This is a genomic window from Vibrio sp. EA2 (assembly GCF_033042495.1).
Classification (GTDB): Bacteria; Pseudomonadota; Gammaproteobacteria; order Enterobacterales; family Vibrionaceae; genus Vibrio.
The window spans coordinates 1-15,109 of record NZ_JAWLID010000018.1 but is presented as its reverse complement, the minus strand read 5'-3'; the positions used below and the strand labels follow the sequence as shown (position 1 = coordinate 15,109).

13 protein-coding genes and 4 tRNA genes are annotated in these 15,109 nt (G+C 46.3%); 16 read left to right on the top strand and 1 reads right to left on the bottom strand.

Annotated features, from left to right (window positions below):
• From ispF to rpoS, 6 genes are all read left to right on the top strand, one after another.
• Positions 1-480, top strand: a complete 480-nt coding sequence (gene ispF, locus RXX31_RS21905) for a 2-C-methyl-D-erythritol 2,4-cyclodiphosphate synthase (RefSeq protein WP_317591788.1) — start codon at positions 1-3, stop codon at positions 478-480.
• A 42-nt stretch (positions 481-522) separates the two neighbouring features.
• Complete coding sequence (gene truD / locus RXX31_RS21900; RefSeq protein ID WP_317591787.1) at positions 523-1,566, top strand: tRNA pseudouridine(13) synthase TruD; 1,044 nt, start codon at positions 523-525, stop codon at positions 1,564-1,566.
• Entirely contained in the window at positions 1,566-2,342 is a 777-nt protein-coding gene (gene surE / locus RXX31_RS21895; protein WP_317591786.1) for a 5'/3'-nucleotidase SurE, read from the top strand. Before truD ends, surE begins: the two co-directional genes overlap by 1 nt.
• On the top strand, positions 2,342-2,968 hold the full coding sequence (locus RXX31_RS21890) for a protein-L-isoaspartate(D-aspartate) O-methyltransferase (RefSeq protein WP_317591785.1): 627 nt from the start codon (positions 2,342-2,344) through the stop codon (positions 2,966-2,968). The genes surE and RXX31_RS21890 overlap by 1 nt, the downstream gene beginning before the upstream one ends.
• 13 nt (positions 2,969-2,981) lie before the next feature.
• A complete protein-coding gene (locus RXX31_RS21885) occupies positions 2,982-3,905 on the top strand; it encodes a peptidoglycan DD-metalloendopeptidase family protein (RefSeq protein ID WP_317591784.1) in 924 nt (307 codons plus the stop codon).
• A gap of 80 nt (positions 3,906-3,985) precedes the next feature.
• A complete protein-coding gene (rpoS, locus tag RXX31_RS21880) occupies positions 3,986-4,969 on the top strand; it encodes an RNA polymerase sigma factor RpoS (protein ID WP_317591783.1) in 984 nt (327 codons plus the stop codon).
• Positions 4,970-5,043: 74 nt separating this feature from the next.
• Here the strand turns inward: rpoS and mutS are convergent, their stop codons facing one another.
• Positions 5,044-7,605, bottom strand: coding sequence for a DNA mismatch repair protein MutS (gene mutS, locus RXX31_RS21875; protein WP_317591782.1), 2,562 nt, complete (start codon positions 7,603-7,605; stop codon positions 5,044-5,046).
• An 84-nt stretch (positions 7,606-7,689) separates the two neighbouring features.
• On the opposite strand from mutS, the gene pncC reads away from it, so the two are divergent.
• The 10 genes from pncC to RXX31_RS21825 all read left to right on the top strand — a co-directional run bounded on the left by pncC (position 7,690) and on the right by RXX31_RS21825 (position 15,109).
• Positions 7,690-8,181 carry a nicotinamide-nucleotide amidase gene (pncC, locus tag RXX31_RS21870; RefSeq protein WP_317591781.1) on the top strand — a complete coding sequence of 164 codons (492 nt, stop codon included), beginning with the start codon at positions 7,690-7,692 and terminating at the stop codon, positions 8,179-8,181.
• 192 nt (positions 8,182-8,373) lie between these two features.
• Positions 8,374-9,417 (top strand): recombinase RecA, encoded by a 1,044-nt coding sequence (recA, locus tag RXX31_RS21865; protein WP_317591828.1) that lies wholly within the window; start codon positions 8,374-8,376, stop codon positions 9,415-9,417.
• Between the two features lie 121 nt (positions 9,418-9,538).
• The gene (gene recX / locus RXX31_RS21860) at positions 9,539-10,006 is read left to right on the top strand and encodes a recombination regulator RecX (RefSeq protein ID WP_317591780.1); all 468 of its coding nucleotides are present in this window, start codon (positions 9,539-9,541) and stop codon (positions 10,004-10,006) included.
• A gap of 141 nt (positions 10,007-10,147) precedes the next feature.
• Positions 10,148-12,730, top strand: coding sequence for an alanine--tRNA ligase (gene alaS / locus RXX31_RS21855; RefSeq protein ID WP_317591779.1), 2,583 nt, complete (start codon positions 10,148-10,150; stop codon positions 12,728-12,730).
• Positions 12,731-12,935: 205 nt separating this feature from the next.
• Entirely contained in the window at positions 12,936-14,123 is a 1,188-nt protein-coding gene (locus tag RXX31_RS21850; RefSeq protein WP_317591778.1) for an aspartate kinase, read from the top strand.
• A 93-nt stretch (positions 14,124-14,216) separates the two neighbouring features.
• Positions 14,217-14,414: a carbon storage regulator CsrA gene (gene csrA / locus RXX31_RS21845; RefSeq protein ID WP_004415691.1), complete on the top strand. Its 198-nt coding sequence runs from the start codon at positions 14,217-14,219 to the stop codon at positions 14,412-14,414.
• A gap of 242 nt (positions 14,415-14,656) precedes the next feature.
• Positions 14,657-14,749: transfer RNA gene (locus RXX31_RS21840), tRNA-Ser, on the top strand.
• A gap of 26 nt (positions 14,750-14,775) precedes the next feature.
• Positions 14,776-14,852 (top strand) — tRNA-Arg (locus RXX31_RS21835).
• A 20-nt stretch (positions 14,853-14,872) separates the two neighbouring features.
• A tRNA-Ser gene (locus tag RXX31_RS21830) sits at positions 14,873-14,965 on the top strand.
• Between the two features lie 67 nt (positions 14,966-15,032).
• A tRNA-Arg gene (locus RXX31_RS21825) sits at positions 15,033-15,109 on the top strand.

Below are 15,109 nucleotides of genomic sequence, written 5' to 3'. Positions count from 1 at the left end.
ATGATTCGAATTGGTCACGGTTTTGATGTCCACAAGTTTGGTGGTGAAGGCCCTGTTATTATCGGCGGAGTCTCTGTTCCTTATGAACAAGGACTTATCGCACATTCAGACGGTGATGTGGCTTTACATGCATTAAGCGATGCGTTACTCGGTGCAATAGCGGCTGGTGATATTGGCCGTCACTTTCCTGATACTGATGACAAGTGGAAAGGCGCAGACAGTCGCGAGTTGCTGAAAGATGTTTACCGCCGGGTAAAAGAACAAGGGTATCGATTGGGTAATGCAGACATTACCATCATGGCTCAAGCACCAAAAATGGCACCGCATATTGAAGCCATGTGTGCGGCCATTGCTCAAGATCTTGAAACGGATATCGGTAATATCAACGTAAAAGCAACCACAACCGAACGCTTGGGTTTTACAGGACGTAAAGAAGGTATCGCTACAGAAGCCGTTGTTCTTTTGTTTAAGCAACAATAATTAACTTGTTCCCTAATGCTGCAAGAGCAGTGGAATTAAATCATGTCAGATATTTTATCTTCATTGGCTTACCTTACAGATAAGCCAGTCGCATCAGCGAAAATCAAAGCGCAACCAGAACACTTTCAGGTTAGCGAAGATCTCGGCTTTGCCTTTACTGGCGAAGGGGAGCATTTGATGGTGCGTATTCGTAAAACGGGTGAGAACACCAGCTTTGTTGCTAATGAGTTAGCTAAAGCGTGTGGTGTGAAATCTAAGGATGTGAGCTGGGCTGGCTTAAAAGACCGCCATGCGGTGACAGAACAATGGTTGAGCGTTCATTTACCAAAAGGTGAAACACCGGACTTTTCCGCGTTTTTAGCTCAGTACCCTAATATCGAAATTCTGGCAACGGATCGTCACAACAAAAAGTTACGTCCGGGTGATTTGGTTGGAAACGGATTTGTCGTCACTTTGTCTGAAGTGACAGACATCGCGGACGTAGAGCGTCGTCTTGAAAAAATAAAACAAGTTGGCGTACCGAACTACTTTGGTGCTCAGCGCTTTGGCAACGATGGGAATAATCTGGAAGAAGCTCGTCGTTGGGGGCGTGAAAACGTACGTACTCGTAATCAAAATAAACGCAGTATGTACCTGTCTGCCGCACGCTCATGGATTTTCAACCGTATTGTCTCTGCGCGTTTAGAACAAGGTCTATTCGATAAGTTTATCGATGGTGATATCGCACAAACACCAACAGGTCAGGTGCTGGTGGATGCAAGTAATATGGCGGATATGCAAGCTCAATTTATCGGCGGTGAGGCGGAAATTACTGCTGCTTTGGCTGGTGATAACGCACTACCAACTCAAGCCGCTGCTTTGGCATTGGAGCAACCGTTCCTGGATGAGGAGCCAGACTTGATGGCACTTATTCGTGGTAACCGTATGCGCCATGACCGCCGTAATATTGCATTAAAGCCGCAAGATCTTGCCTGGAGTGTTGACGGAAACAATATTACTCTGACTTTCTCATTAGATGCAGGCTCGTTTGCTACATCCATTGTTCGTGAGTTAGTCAACGAGGTAAAAGTAGAAAGAGAATACTAATGGAACAAGATTCACCAAACGCCAAGTCATTGCGAATTCTGATTAGCAATGACGATGGGGTTTATGCTCAGGGAATTCATGCGCTTGCCGATGAATTGAGAGACATTGCCGAAGTCACTATTGTTGCACCAGACCGAAATCGTTCCGGTGCTTCTAATTCGTTGACCTTAGAGCAGCCACTTCGCGTAACCAAGATTGCACCGAACACCTACTCTGTACAAGGAACACCGACAGATTGTGTTCACTTTGCTTTAAATGAGCTGATGAAGGACAACTTGCCTGATCTTGTTCTGACAGGCATTAATCACGGTGCGAATTTGGGTGATGACGTCCTGTACTCAGGAACTGTGGCCGCCGCAATGGAAGGGCACTTTCTTGGCGTTCAGTCTGTAGCATTTTCTTTGGTTGGAAAGCGCCACTTTGAGTCCGCGGCAAAAATTGCACGCAGACTCGTACAACAACACCTTACTATGCCAATTCCAACCAACCGCTTACTGAATGTGAATGTCCCTGATCTTCCTCTGGAACAACTGGGGCAAATTGAAGTGACTCGTTTAGGTGCGCGCCATCACGCAGAGAATATGATCAAGCAGAAAGATCCGCGTGGTCATGATATTTATTGGTTAGGGCCTCCTGGTAAAGAGCAAGATGCCGGTGAAGGTACAGACTTTTATGCCATTGAGCACGGTCGGGTTTCTATTACACCGCTGCAAGTTGATCTTACGGCTCATGAATCATTGCGTGCTATGGATAGTTGGTTGAAGGAAGAGAAGTAATGAGTAACCCACATGCTGACCGGTTGATTGAATATCTCGTCGCCAGTGGCATTAAAGATCAACGCGTTCTGGATGCCATTCATCACTTACCTAGAGAACGGTTTGTTTCTCAAGCGATGATGCACCAAGCCTACGATAACAATGCGTTACCGATTGGTCAGGGACAAACTATTTCTCAGCCTTACATTGTTGCGCGTATGACGGAGTTATTGGAGCTCGAGCCCTCAAGCCATGTATTAGAGATTGGCACAGGCTCTGGGTATCAAACTGCGGTACTGGCTCAGCTTGTTGAACGGGTTTACTCCGTCGAGCGAATCAAGTCTTTACAGTGGGAAGCCAAACGACGTCTTAAGCAACTTGATATATACAATATCTCGACTAAACATGGAGATGGGTGGCTTGGTTGGGAAACCAAAGGTCCATTTGATGCCATTATTGTCACTGCTGCTGCTGAAGTCATTCCCCAAGCACTTCTGGCGCAGTTGAAAGATGGCGGTAAGATGGTTATCCCTGTGGGGGAAACGGAACAGCAACTTTTGAAGATCGAGCGTAAAGGAGATGAGTACCTTTCTACTATGGTGGAGATGGTGCGGTTCGTTCCTTTAGTCTCGGGTGATTTAGCGTAAGGGTTGAGGATAGGTGAGTAAGTTATTACGTCGTACTGGTATTAGCTTTATGTTAGCTGCGGGACTTGTCGGTTGCGCGGCCCACTCACCTGCACCCGTTTCCAGCCTGAAAAAAGATTACTCCAACGTTGAACGAGGAAGCTATAGAGGGAGTTACTACGAAGTAAAGAAAGGAGACACACTTTATTTCATAGCATACGTCACAGATAAGAATGTAAATGATCTTGTTCGTTACAATGAGCTCTCTCAGCCTTACACTATTTACCCGGGTCAACGTCTAAAACTTTGGGCTCCGAAATATATTGCACCTAAATATGGGCAAAAAGTCGAACCCGTTGTGGCACCTATCGTTGCGAAGACTCCGGCGCCAGTGATTAAAACATCAACAGTGTCCAAGCCCGAAACTTCAAGTAAAAGCTCTACCCCAAAAGTGCAATCTTCTACCCCTAAAGTGGTACAAAAGCAGCCGCCAAAGAAGGTTGAACAATCTAAAACAAAGGAGTATGTTGGTTCAAAAGATAACCAAAATGTGAGGAAAAATACGCCAACAACGACGACTAAAAACACGAATGTATCGAAGTGGTTGTGGCCAACAAAAGGGAGAGTAATCAAGAACTTTTCGGCGGGAGAACAGGGAAATAAAGGTATTGATATCGCAGGACAGCGTGGTCAGCCAATTGTTTCAACCGCAGCCGGCACAGTTGTTTATTCAGGTAATGCGCTACGAGGTTATGGCAACCTAATTATAGTGAAGCATAATGATAATTATCTAAGCGCATATGCTCATAATGACAAGCTGCTGGTATCCGAAGGACAGAGTGTGAACAGTGGACAGAAAATAGCAACCATGGGTAGTTCCGGGTCGAAATCAGTCAAGCTGCACTTTGAAATTCGCTATCAAGGTAAATCAGTGAATCCAAAACGCTATTTACCGTAAAACTTTGAAAAACAACTTGCGAAACCATTTAGCGACATATTGAGTTGTCATGTCTTGCTAACTCGCCAGGGGGAGGCGTTATGAGTATCAGCAACACAGTAACCAAAGTTGAAGAGTTTGAATTTGACGATGAGTCAGTGAAGACCGTTGCCAGCCAACTCGGAAAATCATCCAAAGAAAGCAAAACCGCTGCGCGTGAAGAATTTGATGCAAGCAGCAAAAGCTTAGATGCAACCCAATTGTATTTAGGTGAAATAGGCTTCTCACCTCTACTTACCGCTGAAGAAGAAGTGCTGTATGCTCGACGTGCATTACGTGGTGACGAAGCTGCTCGTAAACGCATGATCGAAAGTAACTTGCGCTTGGTGGTTAAAATCTCTCGCCGTTACAGCAATCGTGGTTTAGCTCTTCTGGATCTTATTGAAGAAGGTAACCTGGGCTTGATCCGTGCGGTTGAGAAATTCGACCCTGAACGCGGTTTCCGTTTCTCTACTTACGCGACATGGTGGATTCGACAAACAATCGAACGTGCGTTAATGAACCAAACGCGTACCATTCGTCTACCGATTCACGTTGTGAAAGAGCTGAACATTTATCTGCGTACTGCGCGTGAACTTTCTCAGAAGCTCGATCATGAACCAACGGCTGAAGAGATTGCAGCGCAACTCGATATTCCAGTAGAAGATGTCAGCAAAATGCTGCGCCTGAATGAGCGTATCAGTTCTGTTGATACGCCAATTGGTGGCGATGGTGAAAAAGCGCTACTCGATATCATTCCAGATGGAAACAATTCAGACCCTGAAGTTTCTACACAAGACGACGATATCAAGTCTTCTCTGATTCACTGGCTTGAAGAGTTGAACCCGAAACAAAAAGAGGTGTTGGCTCGCCGTTTCGGTCTGCTAGGCTATGAACCATCGACGCTGGAAGAAGTTGGTCGTGAAATAGGGCTTACTCGCGAACGTGTTCGTCAGATTCAGGTGGAAGGTTTGCGTCGTCTACGTGAAGTCCTCATTAAACAAGGCTTGAATATGGAAAACTTGTTTAACGTTGAAGATGATTAATCTCCGTTCTTAATCAGAAAAGGCTATGGGTAACCATAGCCTTTTTGCGTTTTAAGTGGTGTGTCCAATTACTGCTAAAGCATTCTTTTTAAACGATACAGTTCTTCAAGTGCCTGACGCGGTGTCATTTCATCCGGATCGATGTTAGACAAAGCTTGTTCAACTTCGCTTGGTTCAGGTATAAGGCTGAGCTGATTTGCCACATCGACTGCGCCAGGGCGAGGGGAATCGTTACCAAGACTTAACTGCTCAAGTTGAGACAATTTCGTGCGCGCATTTTTGATGACGGTTTTCGGCACGCCAGCGAGGCCAGCAACGGCTAGACCGTATGATTTACTCGCCGCACCTTCTTGAACCGCGTGCATAAAGGCAATGCTGTCTCCATGCTCTACTGCATCTAAATGGACGTTTGCCAAGTGTGGCAATTGGCTTGGCAGCTCGGTTAATTCAAAATAGTGCGTGGCAAACAGTGTCATCGCGCCGATTTGTGTTGCCAGCCACTCTGCACTTGCCCATGCTAAAGACAGACCATCATAGGTACTGGTGCCTCGGCCAATTTCATCCATCAGCACTAAGCTGTTTTTCGTTGCGTTGTGCAGAATATTCGCGGTTTCCGTCATTTCCACCATGAACGTAGAACGTCCGGAAGCTAAGTCATCAGAAGCACCAATACGAGTGAAGATGCGATCGAGTGAACCAATCTGAGCGGATTCTGCCGGCACGTATGAACCGATATGGGCCATCAGAGCGATCAATGCCGTTTGACGCATGTATGTCGATTTACCACCCATGTTTGGACCCGTAATGATCAACATCTTACGTTGTGGGTTGATCTCGATTGGGTTAGCGATAAATGGATCACTGGTGACTTGTTCGACGACTGGGTGGCGACCCGATTGGATATGGATGCCAGGATCTTTTACTAAATTCGGACGGCAGTAATCGAGAGAATCAGCACGCTCTGCGAGGTTTTGCAGTACGTCTAGCTGAGAAAGTGCGGAAGCCAAATTCTGTAGTTTTTCAAGGTTCGGCATCAGCAGATCAAACAGCTCTTCCCATAGCTGCTTTTCTAACGCGAGTGCTTTTGATTTTGAGTTCAGCACTTTGTCTTCATGCTCTTTCAGCTCAGGAATGATGTAGCGTTCTGCGTTTTTAAGGGTTTGGCGACGCACGTAGTGTGGCGGTACCAAATGGCTTTGCCCACGGCTTACCTGAATGTAAAAACCATGCACGTTGTTGTAACCCACTTTAAGCGTATCAATGCCATGGCGCTCACGTTCGTCCACTTCGAGTTTGTCTAAGTATTCAGTTGCGCCATCCGCAAGTTTGCGCCATTCATCCAGCTCTTCACTGTAGCCCTCTGCGATCACGCCACCGTCGCGAATCACAACAGGAGGGTTTTCTTTAATTGCACGCTCTAATAAATCACACACTTCATCCATAGGCGCAGCAAACTGAGCCAGTTTCACTAGGTATGGATGAGTCAGTGAGGTGGTAGTGGCTTCCAGCTCAGGCAGTTGCTGCATAGCATGACGCAGACGAGCCATATCACGTGGACGTGCTGAGCGTAATGCCAGACGCGCCAAAATACGCTCAATATCTCCAATCTGTTTTAAAGTTGGCTGAAGATCGGCAAACACGCCTTGATCTTTTATTTCACCAATTGCATCAAGACGGTTATTTAGTGTATCGACACAACGCATTGGCTGATGTAACCAACGCTTGAGCATGCGGCTTCCCATTGGGGTTGCACAGTGATCCAGCACGGCGGCTAACGTGTTGTCGGTGCCGCCTGCAAGGTTTTGGGTAATTTCGAGATTACGGCGCGTGGCGGCATCCAGAATAACGGAGTGATCCTGACGATCAAACGTTAAAGAACGAATATGTGGCAGCGCGGTACGTTGCGTGTCTTTGACATATTGGATCAAACAACCCGCAGCACATAAGCCAAGCGCGGCATGTTCTACCCCAAAGCCAACCAAATCTTTGGTGCCAAACTGTTGGTTGAGTTGTTGCTTAGCGGTATCGAGCTCAAATTCCCATACCGGACGACGACGGTTACCGTTGCGGCTCGACATCAGATGCACAGGTTCAAAGTCTTCAGGAAACAGTAACTCACGTGGTGCGGTACGTTGCAGTTCCGCCGTCATTGCCTCTTCGGTTTCTGGTTCCGTTAATTGAAAACGGCCTGAAGTGACATCCAGCGTCGCGTAACCAAACTTCCCGTTATGGTGATAAATTGCCGCAATCAAGTTATCGATGCGCTCAGAAAGCAGGGCTTCATCAGTCACGGTGCCTGGTGTCACAATTCTTACTACCTTGCGCTCAACAGGGCCTTTACTGGTAGCAGGATCACCGATCTGTTCACAGATTGCGACCGACTCACCAAGCTGAACGAGTTTGGCTAAATAGCCTTCTACGGCATGAAACGGAACACCAGCCATAGGAATTGGCTCTCCGCCAGATGAACCACGTTTGGTCAATGAGATATCAAGCAACTGAGAGGCACGCTTAGCATCATCATAGAAGAGCTCGTAGAAATCGCCCATGCGGTAAAACAGCAAAATATCAGGGTTCTCAGCCTTTAGCTTGAGGTATTGCTGCATCATCGGAGTGTGTTTTTGTTCAGCTTTCACAGGTAAGTTCTTTTGTTTATTTCCAGAGCGGCTTAGGATACGTGAATCCCTATCAAGTAAAAAGAGACAAAGGGCATTTTGGCTATGGAAAGAACAACAAAATTAAGTGCTGATTTAGGTGCGCTTTTAGAGCAGCGTGGGCATGTAATAACGACGGCGGAATCCTGTACCGGAGGCGGTGTAGCTGCCGCCATTACTGACATTGCCGGCAGCTCGGCATGGTTGGATCGTGCATTTGTGACGTACAGCAACGAAGCGAAAATGGAAATGCTTGGCGTTGACGCAAAGACACTGGATGAATACGGTGCTGTCAGCGAACCTGTGGTGATTGAAATGGTTCAGGGAGCGCTTAAACATTCGAATGCAACGATAGGTGTCTCGATCAGTGGTATTGCCGGTCCTGGTGGTGGCAGCGAAGAAAAGCCGGTTGGAACGGTATGTTTTGCATTCGCGGACAATCAACAATGGCTGTTGGTTGAAACCATGCATTTTGACGGCGACCGGGCGGACGTTCGTGAACAGGCCGTGTTTCATGCACTGACTCGAATCTATCAGCATTTGGACAAGAAAATTTAAAAATACCTTAGCCCAGACGTGATAAGCTCTGGGGCAAAGTGCGATGTAGAATAGGCCAAGTTTTTTTCATACAGGTATGGACACTGTATGAATCAACAGTATAATGACTTTCATTGCTGAGCGGATTAACTGCTCAAGAAAAGTTTAATGACTATTCGTCGCCCAAAGAAGATGAATAAATCGGAGAAAGTAATGGACGAGAACAAACAGAAAGCGCTCGCCGCTGCGCTAGGTCAAATTGAAAAACAATTCGGTAAAGGCTCAATCATGCGCCTTGGCGATAACCGCGCAATGGATGTAGAAACCATCTCAACAGGTTCTCTTTCTCTTGATATTGCTTTGGGTGCGGGTGGCTTACCAATGGGTCGTATTGTTGAAGTATACGGTCCAGAATCTTCTGGTAAAACGACACTAACTCTTGAGCTTATTGCTGCAGCACAGCGTGAAGGCAAAACTTGTGCGTTTATCGATGCGGAGCACGCCCTGGATCCTGTATACGCGAAGAAGCTTGGCGTAGATATCGATGCACTTTTGGTTTCTCAGCCAGATACGGGTGAGCAAGCGCTGGAAATTTGTGACGCATTAGCGCGCTCTGGTGCTATCGACGTAATGGTTGTCGACTCTGTTGCTGCACTAACGCCAAAAGCGGAAATCGAAGGCGAAATGGGCGACAGCCACATGGGTCTGCAAGCACGTATGCTATCTCAGGCAATGCGTAAGCTAACAGGTAACCTGAAGCAGTCGAACTGTATGTGTATCTTCATCAACCAAATCCGTATGAAGATTGGTGTGATGTTTGGTAACCCAGAAACAACGACGGGTGGTAACGCACTTAAGTTCTACGCATCGGTTCGTCTTGATATCCGTCGTACTGGCGCAATCAAGGAAGGCGACGAAGTTGTGGGTAACGAAACTCGCATCAAAGTGGTTAAGAACAAAATTGCGGCGCCATTTAAAGAAGCAAATACACAGATCATGTACGGCCGAGGCTTCAACCGTGAAGGTGAGCTAGTAGATTTGGGCGTGAAGCACAAACTGGTTGAGAAAGCAGGTGCTTGGTACAGCTACAATGGCGATAAGATCGGTCAGGGTAAGGCAAACGCTTGTAATTACCTGCGTGAGCATACAGAAGTTGCTCAGACTATCGACAAGACACTACGTGACATGCTTTTAGCTCCGGCAGTCGCTGAGCCAGAAGGCGGTGAATTGCCAGAGCAGAAAGAAGAAGAGTTTTAAATTCTACTTCGAGTAAAAGAGATAAAAAGCCCTGCGATGCGGGGCTTTGTTGTATCTGCTATATCTAAAATTACCGGGCTGATCAGAAAGTCTGTACAGGAAAAATAGGTTTAGGATCATCATGTACCAAAAGCGTCAAGCACCGACCTTATCGAGTAAAGAAGCGGCGATTCAGTTATTGAGCCGTCGTGATCACGGACAGTATGAGCTATACCAGAAGCTGGCTTTGAAAGGGTATGAAGAATCTGATATCGAAGTCGCAATCAATTTTTGTTTGGATCACAACTATCTTGATGATCTGCGTTACGCCAAAAGCCAGATTCGCCAACATGTCTATAAAGGCCATGGTGAACGCAGGATCCGTCAGGAATTAGCTCAAAAACGGGTAGCGGAATCGGTCATTGAGGAAGCGATGATGGAAGAGCCACAAGATTGGTTTGAACTGGCAAGAATGGCGGCTGAGAAAAAATTCAAAGGAATAAAAGCCAAAGACCAGAAAGAGTACGCCAAACAGGTGCGCTTTATGCAATATCGTGGATACAGTTTTGACCAAATCAGCTACGCGCTAAGCTTTGAGGAGCACGATTGAGCTCGATTCACCAGCATTTTTTTTGTTTTTCTTCAAAATTATTCCTCTAAGACCTCTTTTCCGTAAGAAAACTAGTCGTAGCTGATTGTATGATCTACAATACGGCGAAATTCTAACTCGACTATTTTCAGGAAGAGCTGCATGTACATGAGCACTGACGAGGTTCGTAACGCGTTCCTCAAGTTCTTTGAAAGCAAAGGACACCAAATCGTAGAAAGTTCATCGTTAGTACCACATAACGACCCAACCCTGCTGTTCACAAACGCAGGTATGAACCAATTTAAAGATTGTTTCTTAGGCTTGGAAAAACGAGCCTATACTCGAGCGACTACGGCTCAACGTTGTGTACGTGCTGGCGGTAAACATAATGACCTGGAAAACGTGGGCTTCACTGCTCGCCACCATACCTTCTTTGAGATGCTAGGTAGTTTCAGCTTTGGTGATTACTTCAAAGATGATGCGATTTCATTTGCTTGGGAATTTTTAACACAGGTACTGAAACTGCCTCAAGAGCGTCTGCTGGTTACCATTTACGAAACCGACGATGAAGCATTTGATATCTGGAACAAAAAAGTAGGTGTTCCGGCTGACCGTATCATCCGCATTGGTGACAAGAAAGGTGGCAAACCATACGAGTCAGATAACTTCTGGCAAATGGGTGACACAGGTCCTTGTGGTCCATGTACTGAAATCTTCTACGATCACGGTGAGCACATTTGGGGTGGTCGCCCTGGTACGCCTGAAGAAGATGGTGACCGTTTCATCGAGATCTGGAACAACGTATTTATGCAGTTCAACCGTCAGGCTGACGGTACGATGGAGCCACTGCCAAAACCATCTGTTGATACTGGCATGGGTATTGAGCGTATTTCTGCGATTATGCAAGGCGTTCACTCTAACTACGAAATCGACGTATTCCAAACACTGATCAAAGCCGCTGCTGAAGTGGTTGGCTACGACGATTTATCTAACCAGTCTCTACGCGTTATCGCTGACCATATTCGTTCTTGTTCGTTCTTGATCGTTGATGGTGTCATGCCTTCAAACGAAGGCCGTGGTTATGTTCTGCGCCGTATTATCCGTCGCGCTGTTCGTCACGGTAACAAGCTAGGTGCACAGGGTACTTTCTTCTACAAACTGGTTGGCGTGCTTGCAGAAATCATGGGTAGCGCTGGTGAAGAGCTGAAACGTCAGCAAGCGATTGTAGAAAAAGTTCTGCGTATCGAAGAAGAAAACTTCGGTCGTACGCTTGATCGCGGTATGACTATTTTGAACGAAGCGTTGGATAACCTGGATGGCAAAGAGCTAGACGGCGAAACGGTATTCAAGCTTTACGATACCTACGGCTTCCCTGCTGATTTAACCAACGACGTTGCTCGTGAGCGTGAGTTTACCATTGACGAAGAAGGTTTCGAAAAAGCAATGGAAGAACAGCGTCAACGCGCTCGTGAAGCGGGCCAGTTTGGTACTGATTACAACGCGACAATTAAAGTGGACGCGGACACTGAGTTCTGCGGTTACACCGGTACAAAAGGTTCAAGTTCAGTAGAAGCCATGTTCGTTGAAGGCAACGAAGTTGATTCACTGTCTGCCGGCGACAAAGCGATTATCGTACTAGGTGAGACTCCATTCTACGCAGAGTCAGGCGGTCAGTGTGGTGACGCTGGTGAGATTCGCACTGAGTCTGGCGTATTCCGTGTTGAAGACACTCAGAAGCTGGGTAACGCAATCGTACACTACGGTGTCATGGCTGAAGGCGTTCTTGCTAAGGGTGATGACGTTGCAACTATTGTCGATGCAGAGCGCCGTGCTGCAACTTCATTAAACCACTCAGCGACCCACTTACTGCACGAAGCGCTTCGTCGCATTTTGGGTGATCACGTCTTACAGAAAGGCTCTTTAGTTCGACCTGAAAGCCTTCGTTTCGACTTCTCGCACCTTGAAGCGGTTACCGCTGAAGAGCTAAAAGAAGTGGAACGTATGGTTAATGCGGAAATTCGTCGCAACCATGTTATCGAAACGAATATCATGGACATTGAATCTGCTAAGCAGAAAGGTGCGATGGCGTTGTTCGGTGAGAAATACGACGATGAAGTTCGCGTACTGTCGATGGGTGACTTCTCTACAGAGCTGTGTGGTGGTATCCACGCTTCAAGTACGGGTGACATTGGTCTGTTCAAGATCACTTCAGAAAGCGGTATTGCTGCGGGAATTCGTCGTATTGAAGCCGTGACTGGCGAAGCTGCTCTAGATGTGATTGAAACGCAAACCGCTAAGTACGAAGAGAAGCTGGCAGAATCTGCACAAAAATCGAAAGCGCTTGAAAAAGAAATTCAAAAGCTGAAAGACAAGATGGCTGCTGCAGAAAGTGCAAACATCATGGGGAAAGCAATCGAAGTCAACGGTACAAAAGTATTGGTTGCTGCGTTGGAAGGCGCTGATAGCAAGAACCTACGTACTATGGTTGATGACATCAAGAACCAGATGGGTTCAGGTGTGGTACTTCTGGCTAACATCACGGGTGATAAAGTTGGTTTGATCGCTGGTGTCACTAAAGATCTGGTTGGCAAAGTCAAAGCGGGTGATTTAGTTAAAATGGTAGCAGAGCAGGTTGGTGGTAAAGGCGGTGGTCGTCCAGATATGGCGCAAGCTGGCGGTACTGACGTAGCTGCACTTCCTGAAGCAATCAAAACTGTTCAGCCTTGGCTAGAAGAACGCTTATAACCAACATGAAATAACAAATTTACGCTCAATCAATTTGTTTTGATTGGGCGTAATTTTTTTACGTTAACCAAGTGGTTTAATTGACCGGAAACTAACCTGGTCATCTAAGCTGCTTGGTTTTTGTTGTAACTGCCACTTATATTATTTTTATCAACAGGATGTAGGTGGTCCGAATGAGACTTTGGTCTTGGGAAGGTGAAGACTGGTGAAAAAGCCCCTTATCGTGCAAAAGTTTGGCGGAACCTCTGTGGGTTCAATTGAAAGAATCCACCAAGTTGCCGAACACATCATTAAGGCGAAAAATGATGGTAATCAAGTTGTTGTCGTTGTTTCTGCTATGTCAGGCGAGACAAATAGGCTTATGGACCTAGCTAAACAGGTAGATAGTGTTCCTACAGCCCGAGAACTTGATGTTTTGCTCTCTGCTGGTGAGCAAGTGTCGATGGCACTTTTGGCGATGACACTGAACAAACTCGGTCATCCTGCGCGCTCACTTACCGGAGCACAGGCGAACATTGTGACGGATAACCAACACAATGACGCAACGATTAAGCACATTGATACCACGAGAGTGATGGCATTGCTTGCACAAGAGCAAATCGTGATCGTCGCGGGTTTTCAGGGTGTGAATGAAAATGGGGATATCACCACATTAGGTCGAGGAGGCTCAGATACGAGCGCAGTGACACTGGCAGGTGCACTACGTGCTGATGAGTGTCAAATCTTTACCGACGTTGATGGTATTTATACTTGTGACCCACGTGTAGTAAAAACGGCGCAAAAAATGGCGGTGATTGACTTTCCTTCCATGGAAGCAATGGCAAGCCGTGGCGCTAAAGTTTTACATTTACCTTCAGTGCAATATGCATGGAAGAACAATGTACCGCTTCGCGTGCTTTCTACATTCGATAGGAATGAAGGCAGTTTAGTTAAGGGAGAGACAGGCACACAAGCCATCTCTGGTATAGCTATTCAACGTGACCTTGCCATTATTGAAGTAGATAAAGAACATTTATCCAGTGCCACAAAGCAATGTCAGATGCTAGGTATCGACATTTGGAATGTGATCGAGGAAACAGAACGGGCAGGTATCATGATAAAACAAGATGCATGTGCCAAGTTCGATCTGGTGTTCAGCGATAAAATCCGTAATAGTGAAATGGTAAGTCTGTTGACCGCAGTAGGGCTTGAGGCCAATGGAATGGTAGAGCATGCGTGCGATTTGCTGGCTGAGCAAGGTGTTGCGATTAACTTCTGCGCAACGAATGCACTCACCATGATGCTAGTATTATCACCTGACTGTGTGGATATGGCGGCAAATGTTCTTCATGATGCTTACATTACAGCTAATGAAGCGTTAAGCATCCAGCAAAAACATGCCTTAATAGGATGATTTTCGCTAACAAGGTAGTTTACGAAAATATAACTTTTGTTGGATAATAGCTTTGATAGTAAGAAAATTTAGAGATTACTCAAGGAGCATAGAATGCTAATTTTGACTCGCCGCGTAGGCGAAACACTGATGATTGGTGATGAGGTAACTGTAACTGTACTGGGTGTTAAAGGTAACCAAGTACGCATCGGCGTTAACGCTCCGAAGGAAGTATCAGTTCACCGTGAAGAAATCTACATGCGCATTCAAGCTGAAAAAGGTAATGGCAACGTTGCTTCAGGTAACTACTAAGTCTCTTCTGATACAGAGCTTAGTTTGAATGAAAAAGGCTAGCCAAAGGGCTGGCCTTTTTAGTTTATGATAAATGTCTTTTTTTCAGAGAAGACTCTCTTTTTTTCATCATAATAGGGTGATAAAGTTCGTTTAATAATCACTTTGATTAAATCACCAACGATTAAGTGTTTTTGGCGGATTTTTTAAAAGAAAGTGTTTGACATATTTTCGGTAAAACGTAATATGTGCCTCCGCAAGACGGTGAGGTGGCCGAGAGGCTGAAGGCGCTCCCCTGCTAAGGGAGTATACGGTTTGTAGCCGTATCGAGGGTTCGAATCCCTCCCTCACCGCCATTCTTGCGAACTAAAAAGTGTATTACGCGTCCTTAGCTCAGCTGGATAGAGTACCTGGCTACGAACCAGGCGGTCGGAGGTTCGAATCCTCCAGGACGCGCCACTCTTTAGAACAAATAAAACGGTGAGGTGGCCGAGAGGCTGAAGGCGCTCCCCTGCTAAGGGAGTATACGGTTTGTAGCCGTATCGAGGGTTCGAATCCCTCCCTCACCGCCATTTATTGACGTAGCGGTCAATTTTTTTGTTCTTAAAGAAAATCAATGTGATACGCTTCACAAATTGCGCGTCCTTAGCTCAGCTGGATAGAGTACCTGGCTACGAACCAGGCGGTCGGAGGTTCGAATCCTCCAGGACGCGCCA

What these genes read in the sequence shown, in the direction of transcription:
- recA (WP_317591828.1), top strand. Translation starts at nt 8,374, where the DNA reads ATGGACGAGAACAAACAGAAAGCGCTCGCCGCTGCGCTAGGTCAAATT.
- ispF (WP_317591788.1), top strand. Translation starts at nt 1, where the DNA reads ATGATTCGAATTGGTCACGGTTTTGATGTCCACAAGTTTGGTGGTGAA.
- truD (WP_317591787.1), top strand. Translation starts at nt 523, where the DNA reads ATGTCAGATATTTTATCTTCATTGGCTTACCTTACAGATAAGCCAGTC.
- pncC (WP_317591781.1), top strand. Translation starts at nt 7,690, where the DNA reads ATGGAAAGAACAACAAAATTAAGTGCTGATTTAGGTGCGCTTTTAGAG.
- RXX31_RS21890 (WP_317591785.1), top strand. Translation starts at nt 2,342, where the DNA reads ATGAGTAACCCACATGCTGACCGGTTGATTGAATATCTCGTCGCCAGT.
- csrA (WP_004415691.1), top strand. Translation starts at nt 14,217, where the DNA reads ATGCTAATTTTGACTCGCCGCGTAGGCGAAACACTGATGATTGGTGAT.
- alaS (WP_317591779.1), top strand. Translation starts at nt 10,148, where the DNA reads ATGTACATGAGCACTGACGAGGTTCGTAACGCGTTCCTCAAGTTCTTT.
- rpoS (WP_317591783.1), top strand. Translation starts at nt 3,986, where the DNA reads ATGAGTATCAGCAACACAGTAACCAAAGTTGAAGAGTTTGAATTTGAC.
- surE (WP_317591786.1), top strand. Translation starts at nt 1,566, where the DNA reads ATGGAACAAGATTCACCAAACGCCAAGTCATTGCGAATTCTGATTAGC.
- recX (WP_317591780.1), top strand. Translation starts at nt 9,539, where the DNA reads ATGTACCAAAAGCGTCAAGCACCGACCTTATCGAGTAAAGAAGCGGCG.